Source organism: Allobosea sp. 05T438, assembly GCF_056396025.1.
Genome location: NZ_JBFTKQ010000004.1, coordinates 414,012 through 425,286 on the forward strand (window position 1 = coordinate 414,012; position 11,275 = coordinate 425,286).

Here is an 11,275-nt window from a genome sequence, read left to right on the forward strand (position 1 = left end):
GGCGGCCTGCGCGTTCGCGACGACGACCTCAGCGGCGGCAACCGCGGTGCCAGCCGCTGCTGCAGCGCCGGCAACAGCCGCCTGCGCTGCACGAGCGACAGCCTGCAGTTGCATGACTTGGCCGACGATCGCGAGGGCGTCAGCGCCGGTGATGCCGACGGACGACAGCGCTGCCGCAAGCGCCGCCGGATTTTTCAGCGACTGGTCGGCGACGATATTGGAGATCAGGCGAGGCTGGCTGTCGTAGACCGAGCCTGTCGGGTCCGCATAGCTCGTCGGCGCTCCGGTGCGCGGATTGATTTCCGCAGGCGCGTAGTTCGGCGTCAGCAGCCGGACCATCACCTGATCCGACGAGCCGAAATGCGTCATGTTCGGCTGGAAGTTGTTGAAGGACCCATCGACCGTGCGTAGGCCATAGGGAAGCAGCGGGCTCGAGACGAGTTGCTCCAGCGCGACGCGCGGATCGACGCCAGCGTTGATTGCGGCGGTATGCGCCTCGGCGATCTTGATCTGCTTCAGGATGAATTCGAGATCCTGCGTGTCGAGTTTCATGGCGTCCTCGCTCAGCGCGCCAGCGCTTCCTGGTTCCGTGCCCCACGGTCCGCCGAGCATTTCGGGCGCCTTACCAAAAGGAAGCGACACCCATGATCTGAGGATCAACCCGACAAAGCGCGAATTAACGTTTCGTTAACTCGCATGATCGGGTCGTCTCATCTGCCGCGAAAGAGCGGAAAGTCGTACGGTTTTCGAAGACTTTAGTACGCGGCAGGAATCGACTTCTGGACCTGCTGTCTCTGCCCTCAAGACCAGCAGCGAAACTAGACCTTGGTCCAGTTTCCTACCCGCGCGATACTTTAGTCATGCGCAAGAATTATCAGAATATAATGTGCTACCTTGGCGGCGATGATATCGATCCGAGCGGCCGACCCCGCGGCCACACGAGTAACAATGTCGATTGACGAACAAGACGGCAGGAACGCCGCCGGCATTTCCTTCGGGAAGGCTGCGCAAAAGCCCGCAGCGACGACCGGGGCCTGGCTTCCCGGCAGCCTCTCGGCGCAGTTCCTGGCTGCCGGCGGCCTTCTTATGCTCATAGCGATGCTGGTGGCGGGCTATCTGATCACGGAACTGGTGACGGGCGGCGCGATCAGACACAAGGCGGCTTCGACCGCCCTCTTCATGGAAAGCCTCGTCGGCCCGGCCGCGCAGGAACTCTCGGCTTCGAAGAAGCTCTCCGGCGCAGCCGTTGCGAAGCTTGACGCGCTCCTGTCCGACGAACAGTTCAAGCGCCGCTTTCCCTATCTGGAAATTTGGACACCGGACGGGGTCGTCGCCTATTCGAACACCGCGCAGATCATCGGGCAACGGTTCAAGCAACCCGAAGGACTGAAGCGCGCGCTGGGTGGCGAAGTCGCGGCCGCCTTCACCGACCTCTCGGCGGCCGAGCATGTGATCCGCGGCATCGGGACCCGCTATCTCGAAATCTACAGCCCGATCCGACAGCACGCATCGGGCCAGATCATCGCGGTCGCCGAGATACACGAGCAGACTGAGCATCTGCACCGCGACCTGGCGAGCCTGAGGACGAGCAGCTGGGCAGTCGTCGCGATGGTCACGCTGGCGATCATGGCAGGTCTTTTCGGCATCGTTCACCGCGGCAGCAAGACGATCGAGACCCAGCGCGCAGCGCTGGCGCGAAGGGTCTTAGAGATGGAAGAGGTTTCCCGCCACAACCGCCTGCTGAAGGAGCGGTCCCAACGCGCCTCGGCGCGTGTGACGGAGCTGAACGAGCAATTCATCCGCACGCTCGGAGCAGACCTTCACGACGGGCCGGCCCAGCTGATCGGCTTTTCGATCCTCAAGATCGACGAGATCCGCAAATCCACCGGTCCAGCGGCGACCGAAAAGCTGCTCCGGCCGATGCAATCCGCGCTCGACGAAGCGATGCGGGAGATCAGAAGCATCGCCAAGGGCCTCCTCCTGCCAGAGATCGCCGAACTGCCCCTTCATGAAGTGATTTCGCGGGCGGTGCGGGCGCATGAGGCGCGCACGTCCTCGCAGGTCGCCCTGGCGACGGCGGAAGTCCGGGCTCCCGTTTCCGATGCCGTCAAGATCTGCGTGTTCCGGTTCGTCCAGGAAGGACTGAACAATGCGTACCGCCATGGTGGCGGCATCGGCCAGGAAGTCGGCAATCTCATCGACGGCTTCGCCCTGCGTGTCTGGGTGCTCGACCGTGGCTCGAACCAGATCGCGTCGTCGGACTGGGCAACGAAAGGCGGGATGGGCCTGCACGGCCTGCGCGAGCGCGTGGAAAGTCTCGGTGGCAGTTTGACGGTGGAGGCGGAGCGCGATGCGGGAACCCGGATCCAGATGACCCTCGACCTCAGTGGAGGACTGCTCCTTGGATGAACGGCGCTCCATCATCGTCGTCGATGATCACGCGATCTTCCGGGCTGGCGTGGTCCAGATCCTGTCGACGAGCCCGAACCTCGAAGTCGTCGGACAAGGCGCCTCCGCCAGCGACGCCGTCAAACTCGCTGAAACCCTGCGGCCCGACCTTGCCTTGATCGATATTTCCATGCCGGGCGGAGGGATAGCCGCAGCCAGCGAAATCCATGCCTGCTGGCCACAGGTAAAGATCGTCATGCTGACGGTTTCAGAGGAGGAACATCTCGTTCTGCAGGCCCTGGAGGCCGGGGCCTCGGGCTATGCGCTGAAGGGCATACCCGCGACGCAGCTCGTCTCCGTGGTGCATTCGGTCCTGAGCGGAGAGTCCTATCTGCCGGCAAGCATGGCAGCGCGGCTGGTGAGCACGATGCTGGGACGACAGGGAGACCACACGCCGGCAGCCCGGATCGCCGCTTTGTCCCCCAAGGAGGAGCGCACTCTACGATTGCTGGGGCGGGGCCTGACCAACAAGGAAATTGCCGAGGCGACAGGGGTTCAGGTCAAAACCGTCAAATTTCATATCTCCAACGTCTTCTCGAAACTCGGCGTGAGAAGCCGCGTCGAGGCAGCGCTCTTTGCGCAGAAGCATCTTGTCTAAGGCTGCCACGCTCCGAACCCCGACCGGCGACGCGTGCGAACCCCTGCCTCCTCCACAGCATTCACCTAGAGGCGCCCGAACAGAGATATCGTATAACCTCCCTGTCGTTCATCTATTCGCCTTGCACGATAGAGAAACTACGGTAACGTCTACCTTCAATCAACTATTCTGTTAAACAATAGAGCGTCTCACGGATGCCGAATCCGGAAACTCAAAAACCTGCAGAAGAATCAGAGGCCGGAGGCCGGACCGTTGCATCGCCCTCGGGCGGATCTAGATATCGGCTAAGCTTCTTGTCCATTCTCGGCGCCCTGCAGCAGCATTGGGCTGCCCAGAGCCTGGAGCGACGCTTTGCGATCGCCGTTTCGCTCGTCATCGGACTGTCGATGGTGACCCTGGGATACTGGGTCGAACGCCGCATCCGCAGCGGCTGGGAGCAGGGCATGGCCGAGATCGGCGCCCACTATCTCGAAGCCTTCCTCGCCCCGCATATCCTAGACCTCGAGCAGGCCGATACGCTGTCGGAAGACAGCAAGCGAAGAATCAAGGCGCTGGTCACGGACAGCCGCCTCGGCCAGCGCGTCACGATGATCAAGATCTGGAACCGGGCGGGAAAGCTGGTCTACAGCACCGGCAAGGCCCGGGAGGGAACACAGGTTCAGCTTCAGCCCCCGCTCCTCGCCCGGCTCATGAACGGGCAGGTCGTCGTCTTGACCCAGAGCGACAGCCATGGCGACGAACAGCCCGCTCAGCGGCTGCTGGAAAGCTACGCCCCCATCTACAAGCCGGGCACAGGCACCATCCTCGCCATTGGCGAATTCTACGAAGTAAGCCATTCGCTCGATCGCGAGATCCAGCAGCTGCGCTACGCGACCTGGTTCCTCATCCTCAACGTCGCGATCATCATCGGCTTCCTGCTCTACCTGACGATCCGTCGCGCCAGCCGCATCATCAGCTCGCAGCAATCGCAGCTCGAAGCCAATCTCGCGCGCGCATCGGCGCTGGCCAAGCGCAACAACATGCTGCGCCGCGCAGCGGATCGCGCCAGGCTCGACGCGGCCGTCTCGAACGAGGTGTATCTCGCCCGTATCGGTGCAGACCTGCACGACGGCCCGATCCAGATGCTGAGCCTGCTCATGCTGCGGCTCCCCGACGAACCGCCGGAGCTGCGCACTCAACTCGAGCGGCTGATCCAGCAGACGCTGGCGGAACTGCGCAATCTCTCGGCCGGATTGGTACTACCCGAGATCCGGGACTTCTCGCCAGCCGACACGATCGAGGCCGCGATCAAGCGGCACGAACAGCAGACCGGCACGGGCGTCGCGCGCGACCTTGCCGACTTGCCGGAGCAGATGCCCGAGGCAATCCGCTTCTGCGCCTTCCGTGTCGTGCAGGAGGCGCTGATGAACGCCTACAAGCACGCGCAAGGCCGTGGCCAGCGCGTCGCAACCCGCTTCGCCGCCGAAACGCTGGAGATCGTCATCTCCGATGACGGCCCGGGCCGTGGGGTTCCGCTGGCGCAACCCTCGCAGCAGCGACCGCGGCTCGGCCTGCAAGGACTGGAAACCCGCGTGAAAGCCTTGCGCGGCAGCCTTGCCATCACGCCGCAGCCCGAGGGCGGGCTTCTGCTCAGGGTGCTCCTGCCGGTGCGCCGGCGCTCCCTGACGACGAAAGTGGAATGAGCAGCGGGACCGCGGCCGAGTCGGCCTCAGCGACCAGTCGAGGCGAGGTCGGCCGGTCTCAGCTTCTGCGCGGCGATGACCACCTCGAGCCGGTTGCGAGCCCTGAGCTTGGCCATCAGATTGGTCATGTAGCTCTTGACCGTCTTCTCGCTGAGATCGAGGCTGCGCGCGATCTCGCGGTTCTGCTTGCCGCAGAGTAGGAGGCGGACGATCTGCTCCTCGCGGACGCTCAGTTTCGCGCTGAGGAGAGCCTGCTTCTCGACGGCTTTGTTGTTGAGGGCGCCGATCACCTTCGCCGCAAAGGCAGGAGTGATATAGACCTCGCCACGTAGCGCGGCCTCGACCGCATCGAGCAGCTCGCTGGCGCTGCTCCCCTTCAGCACATAGCCTGCTGCGCCCGCGCCAAGCGCCTTCACGGCATGCTCGGTTTCGGTCGAGGCGGTGAAGACCACCACCCGACAGGCCGGCGCAATCTCGCGCAACTCGGCGATCGCGCCAAAGACGTCGCCAGGCATATTCAGATCGACGATCAGAACGTCGCAGGCGCGCCGGCTGAGGATCTCAGCGATGTCTGCCGCGCTCGCGCCCGTCTCGACCACCAGATAATTGTCGCGACGGGACAGCACAGCCGAAATCCCCTCCGCCAGAAGCGGATGGTCATCGACGATCGCAATGGAGATCTGGGCAGCCGATCTATCCTGCATTCTTCAATTCTGGCTCAGAATAAACCCGCAGTAAAGGCGCCGATTAACATACGGTTAACCCAACGTAGCCGTTTCTCATCCTGTTGCCTTTTGGCATAGATAGATCGCCTACTGGAGTGCACCCTTGAGGCGGACCGCGTGACAGCGCGCAATTGACCGGGGAGCCGGGCTTTCGAAGGATGGAAGCTCGTGGCCCGACAGCGCATCCACGGCCTCGCGTTCGAGCGCCAGGTGGCGCAAGGTTATCGGCCCGTCGAGACGCTCCACAGCCTCGCTCGTCGGCATGATCCGTCACGCAGCCTGATCCGATCTGCATCCGGCAGTTCGCCGACCCAGCTCTGGCGGTGCCTTGTCCTGAGGTACAATAGCGCGTCGAGACCATTTGGGCGCCAACTGACAAGTCCTATCAGCTTTTGCGGGCTGCCGAGCCGCCAGGCTTGTAAGCCGGCGAGTGCCGGAGCCCCACCCTACCCGGATGGGAGGGGCAAACTGCGATCTCCTCGTCGACGATGTGGCGGAGAAAATTACGCCCGCGCTCAGAACGCGAAACAGTGAACTGACACTGGGCGCGAAATTCCGGTGCAAGCCCGACGGCCACGCACATTCTCGTCTAAGGGAGGCAGCCATGAAGCTCGCAGGACTCCTGTCCTCGATTTCGGCACTGGGCATTCTCGCCCTCGCGGCGGCGCCGGCTAGCGCCCAGACCACCGACGGCGCCACAGGCGCGCCAAACGCGACGATTGTAATCGACGGCAAGCAGTTGCCGGCTCCCCCGCAGAAATTCGAGGGCGTCATCAACCAGCTCGCCCAGGATTCAAAGCCGTTCTGGCCGGCGCGCATTGCGCCGCGCCAGGGCGCACCGAACGTGCTGCTGATCATGACGGACGATGTCGGCTACGGAGCGCCTTCGACCTTCGGCGGTGTCATTCCGACGCCGGCATTGGACCGGATCGCGAATGATGGCCTGCGCTACACCAACTTTCATTCGACGGCGCTGTGCTCGCCGACGCGCGCGGCTCTCATCACCGGACGCAACCACCACTCCGCGGGCTTCGGGGTCGTCTCCGAGCAGGCCACGGGCTACCCCGGCTACAACAGCATCATCACCGAGGACAAGGCGACCATTGGCCGGATCCTCCTCGACAACGGCTACCGCACCTCCTGGTTCGGCAAGAACCACAACACGCCGGCCTTCGAGGCCTCTGCCACCGGTCCCTTCAAGCAGTGGCCGAGCGGCATGGGTTTCGAGTATTTCTACGGCTTCATGGGCGGCGACACCAGCCAGTGGCAGCCGGGAACCCTGGTCCGAAACACGACCTACATCTATCCCTACCAAGGCAATCCGAAGTGGAACCTGACTACGGCGATGGCCGATGACGCCATCAGCTACATGAATCAGGTCAACACACTCACTCCGGACCAGCCGTTCTTCCTCTACTACGTGCCGGGCGGCACCCATGCGCCGCATCATCCGACGCCCGAATGGATCGAAAAGGCGACGAACCTCCACCTATTCGACAAGGGCTGGAACGAACTGCGCGAACAGATCTTCGCCAAGCAGAAGAAGCTGGGCACGATCCCGCAGAACGCCAGGCTCACCCCCTGGCCCGATGACCTGCTTAAGCGCTGGGATGCCCTCTCGGACGACGAGAGGAAGATGTTCAAGCGTCAGGTCGAGGTCTACGCAGCGTATCTGATGTACACGGACCACGAGATTGGCCGCGTCATCCAGGCGGTCGAGGACATGGGCAAGCTGGACAATACGCTGATCATCTACATCAGCGGCGACAACGGCTCGAGCGCCGAAGGCACGCTGGTCGGCACGCCCAACGAGGTCGCGATGTTCAACGGCGTCGAGGTCTCGGTCGAGGATCAGCTGAAATACTTTTACGACGTCTGGGGCTCGGACCGAACCTACAACCACATGGCGGTGCCATGGAGCTGGGCCTTCAGCACGCCGTTCAGCTGGACCAAGCAGATCGCCTCGCATTTCGGCGGGACCCGCCAGGGAATGGCGATCTCCTGGCCGAAGGTGATCACTGACAAGGGCGGCATCCGCCAACAGTTCCACCACGTCATCGATATCGTGCCGACGATCCTGGAGGCGACCGGCGTCGCCCAGCCGGACACTGTCGACGGCATCAAGCAGAGCCCGATCGACGGCGTGAGCATGGTCTACACTTTCGACAAGGGCAATGCGAACGCACCGTCGACCCACAAGGTCCAGTATTTCGAGATGATGGGGGACCATGCCATCTACAATGACGGCTGGATGGCCAGCAGCAAGGTGATGCGCGCACCCTGGCAGATCCAGGGCGGCCTCGGAGCCGACCCCGCCAAATATCCGTGGGAGCTCTATGACCTGCGCAACGACTGGACACAGGCCGAGGACGTGGCCGCGAAATATCCCGAAAAGGTCAAGGAGATGGACGCCCTGTTCTGGCAGGAGGCAAAGAAGTATCAGGTGCTGCCGCTCGATGCGACCGTCGCCACGCGCATCGTAACGCCACGGCCCAGCCTCACCGCCGGCCGCAGCCAGTTCACCTGGACCACCCCGCTGACGGGCATCCCGAACGGCGACGCCCCCTCCATCCTGAACACCTCCTATACGTTCAAGGCGGAGGTCGAGGTCCCGGCCGACGGTGGCGACGGCATGCTGATCACCCAAGGCGGGCGCTTCGGGGGCTATGGCCTCTACATCCTGAAGGGCAAGCCGACCTTCACCTGGAATCTCGTCGACCTGAAGCGGGTGAAGTGGCAGAGCCCGGCCGTGCTCACGGCCGGCAAGCACGTGCTCGAGTTCGACTTCAAATATGACGGGCTGGGCATGGGCACGCTCGCCTTCGCCAGCCCCAGCGGCATCGGCCGCAGCGGAACCGGCACGCTCAAGGTGGATGGTCAGGTCGTCGCCACCCAGGCTATGCCGCACACCATCCCGCTCATACTGGCCTTCGATGAGAGCCAGGACATCGGGTCCGACACCGGAACGCCGGTCGACGACCAGGACTACCAGACCCCCTTCGCCTTCACCGGAAAGATCGGAAAGATCACGCTTTCGATCGACCGCCCGCAGCTCACGCCGGCGGATGTCGAGAAGCTCAGGGCCGCTCTGGCGAAGGCCGGCGACGGGCCCGCGCCCGATGAGACGGTGGGCGTGAATCCGATCGGCGGGCTGAGCGGCGTCGCCGCCAGGGTTGAGAAGCTGCAGGACTGCCGGCAGCAGGCCTTGGCTCAGAACCTCACCCTGTTCGACCGCATCAAGTTCGTCCAGTCTTGCGCCCGCTAGAACAGGACTGGCGTCCATGACCGGCCGGGGTCCCCTTGCAGGCGCCCCGGCCGGTCATGGCGCCGCCGCATGAGACGGGGGGACCAGGGTCATGCGATTTGCCCTATGGACAGGGGCTCTCCTCGTCATCGCCGCTATCGCGGCCGCCGTCCATTTCTGGTCCCCGCACGCGACTTTGCGCGTGACGACGGGCGCCTTCGGCACGGATGCCCAGCGCTTGATCGGTGCTCTCATCACCGAGGTGACCAGGGATCATCCCCGCGTGAAGCTCCAGCCGGTTCAGGTCGACGACCTGGCTGCCAGTTCGAGAGCGATCGAAAGCGGCGCCGCCGATCTCGCCATAATCCGCAGCGACGTTTCGCCGCCGATCAATGGCCAGACCATCGCGATTCTGCGCCGCGACGTCGTCGCCTTCGTGCTGCCGCCGAAATCGGCCATCGACAGTATCGACAAGCTGTCCGGCAAGACGATCGCCATTCCGCAAGGGCGCCTGCAGGAGGTCAACGCCGCGCTGCTCGACCTCATCCTGGGCTATTACAATGTCGCGCCGCATGAGGTGAAACGGCTCTTCCTGTCGCCCGAGGAGATGGTCGCGGCCGTTCATCAACGGCAAATCGCCGCCATTCTAGCCGTCGGCCCGGTCGGGCCCGGGGATGTGGTCGGCGCCGTGCTGGCCATGGCCAGGGGAACGGCGGGAACGCCGACGATCCTGGCATTCTCCGACGCGGATGCCTTCAATCGGCGCTTTCCGGCCTTCGAGTCCTATGATGTGCCGGAAGGTGCCTTCAGAGCTCGCCCGGAAACCCCCGACGACACGGTGACGACGCTCTCGGTGACCTATCGGCTCGTCGCGCCCGACAGGATGCTCGATCTCGTCGCCGGGGCGATCGGCCGGACCCTGTTCACGTCGAAGCCCAAGCTGGTCGCGCTCACACCCCTGGCGAGCCAGATTGAAGCGCCCGACCCTGATGCCAAGAATCCAATCCTGCCGATCCATCCCGGCGTCGCCAACTATCTCAACAACGGCGAACAGAGCTTTTTCGATGAGATCCAAGGCTATTTCTATCTCGCCGCCGCTGTCCTCAGCATCCTCGGCTCGGTAGCCACGATCATCATCGGGCGTGCGAAGACGGGGCGGATGCGCCAGGAGCAGAAGCGGATCGGGCAGTTGATCCAGATCGCCGATCAAGCCCGAGGCGCCGATGCCGAGACGCTGGAGGGGCTCGAGCACTCGCTTCATCGCCTGATCGACGAAGCCGTGGGTGCCGCCGGCCGCTCGGGCGGCGATTCCACGATGGTCCTCGCGATCAACCACGCCCGTTATTCGGTGACGGCGCGTCGAGCACAACTGAACTCCCAGGGGGCGCAGAGTCCGACGCAGCCTTCCCTGTCGATGTAGAAAGCGATGCCCTCGGCCCCGGCGGCCTGCGTCGCGTCCGGGAGCTCCTCTGGAACCGCGGGCTCGGCCCGACGACCGCCCCGTGCTGGAGCCTATCACAGGCATAGCCATCGCGGTGCTGGGATCCACAGTCGCGTAGGCGCGCGCTACTGATTTTGGCATGCCGGGCGAGGCGAGCAAAGGTCTCCACCAGCTATCACCACTCTCGTCTCGCCGAAGTCGAACGTCTGACGGCCCGCGCGAGACGGAACGATCGGCGTCGGCGAGCAGAACGGCGAAATCGTGCAGAACTGCCGGTAGCGGCCCGCTCGCTCCCATACTCAGCGACCAGATCGTTGATTTCGCATTCGATTTCATTCGCCAAGTCGGTTTCGGGTGCGGGTTCGGGTGACATGGCTTGCGCCCTCGAGTATCAGAACATTTTAAGAACAAACCGCCTCTGGGAGTGAAGCCATGAACGTCGATACCTTCTTCCTGCAGCCCTTCAAGACGCATCGAAAGAAGCTGGTTCCGGCGCAGCGCGTGCTGGCGAAAACCAAGCACCACGCGCTGAATGAGGGCGAGCGGCTTGGACGCATTGCCGAAGGCGTGGCGGTCGTGCACGTCGTCGCTGACGACGAGACCGGCGAGGTTGCATCCATCGACGTCCTCGCCCGCCACGGCGCCATCCCAGAGGAGTTCGAGGAGCAGATCAGAGCGCTATGAAGCGCAACGCACGTCGCGCCTACGACAAGGACGGACAGGAACTCTCACCGGCGACCGTCTCCGGCCATCAGCAGTTGGGGCTTCGCCGGATCGAGATTTACCTCAACGATTGTGGCCACCACCGGAACGGGATCGACATCGCAGATTTGCCGCCCGAACAGGGGATGAAAGCGCCGACGGCAAGGGTTTTGCTGCTCTCTGGAACCGCCTTTGCGATTTCCTCGGGCTCAACCCAGGCGTAGCGGTCTTTGTCGATCTCGAAGCCCTTGATCTGGTGTTCCCGGTCGACCGGCTCATCCGTGATTGGATCGACGAACTCGCGCCGCACCCGATGACCGGTGTCGCGATTGATCGTGTGGAACGAAATGCGCTCCGATGTGCTGGCCCCGGTATAGAGCGCAACCGGACAACTGATCTCGCCGAACTTCAGATAGCCTTTCCAGTTCGCACGCG

The 11,275-nt window shown here is 63.5% G+C and carries 7 protein-coding genes and 1 pseudogene; 6 read left to right on the top strand and 2 right to left on the bottom strand.

Going from position 1 to position 11,275, the window contains the following annotated elements:
- Positions 1 to 894: 894 nt before the first annotated feature.
- From AC1DIN_RS12520 to AC1DIN_RS12530, 3 genes are all read left to right on the top strand, one after another.
- Complete coding sequence (locus AC1DIN_RS12520; protein WP_476810039.1) at positions 895 to 2,409, top strand: sensor histidine kinase; 1,515 nt, start codon at positions 895 to 897, stop codon at positions 2,407 to 2,409.
- Entirely contained in the window at positions 2,402 to 3,046 is a 645-nt protein-coding gene (locus AC1DIN_RS12525) for a response regulator (protein ID WP_476765998.1), read from the top strand. The genes AC1DIN_RS12520 and AC1DIN_RS12525 overlap by 8 nt, the downstream gene beginning before the upstream one ends.
- Before the next feature lie 293 nt (positions 3,047 to 3,339).
- The gene (locus tag AC1DIN_RS12530) at positions 3,340 to 4,728 is read left to right on the top strand and encodes a sensor histidine kinase (RefSeq protein WP_476810040.1); all 1,389 of its coding nucleotides are present in this window, start codon (positions 3,340 to 3,342) and stop codon (positions 4,726 to 4,728) included.
- Between the two features lie 26 nt (positions 4,729 to 4,754).
- Here AC1DIN_RS12530 and AC1DIN_RS12535 read toward each other — a convergent pair whose 3' ends face one another.
- The gene (locus AC1DIN_RS12535; protein ID WP_441470337.1) at positions 4,755 to 5,432 is read right to left on the bottom strand and encodes a response regulator; all 678 of its coding nucleotides are present in this window, start codon (positions 5,430 to 5,432) and stop codon (positions 4,755 to 4,757) included.
- A gap of 625 nt (positions 5,433 to 6,057) precedes the next feature.
- On the opposite strand from AC1DIN_RS12535, the gene AC1DIN_RS12540 reads away from it, so the two are divergent.
- The 3 genes from AC1DIN_RS12540 (at position 6,058) to AC1DIN_RS12550 (ending at position 10,822) form a co-directional block, all read left to right on the top strand.
- Entirely contained in the window at positions 6,058 to 8,718 is a 2,661-nt protein-coding gene (locus AC1DIN_RS12540; RefSeq protein WP_476810041.1) for an arylsulfatase, read from the top strand.
- 91 nt (positions 8,719 to 8,809) lie between these two features.
- The gene (locus tag AC1DIN_RS12545) at positions 8,810 to 10,117 is read left to right on the top strand and encodes a TAXI family TRAP transporter solute-binding subunit (protein ID WP_476810042.1); all 1,308 of its coding nucleotides are present in this window, start codon (positions 8,810 to 8,812) and stop codon (positions 10,115 to 10,117) included.
- A 453-nt stretch (positions 10,118 to 10,570) separates the two neighbouring features.
- Positions 10,571 to 10,822, top strand: a complete 252-nt coding sequence (locus AC1DIN_RS12550) for a hypothetical protein (RefSeq protein WP_441470341.1) — start codon at positions 10,571 to 10,573, stop codon at positions 10,820 to 10,822.
- Between the two features lie 157 nt (positions 10,823 to 10,979).
- Here AC1DIN_RS12550 and AC1DIN_RS12555 read toward each other — a convergent pair.
- A pseudogene (locus AC1DIN_RS12555) lies at positions 10,980 to 11,275 on the bottom strand (Ku protein); the annotation flags it as partial.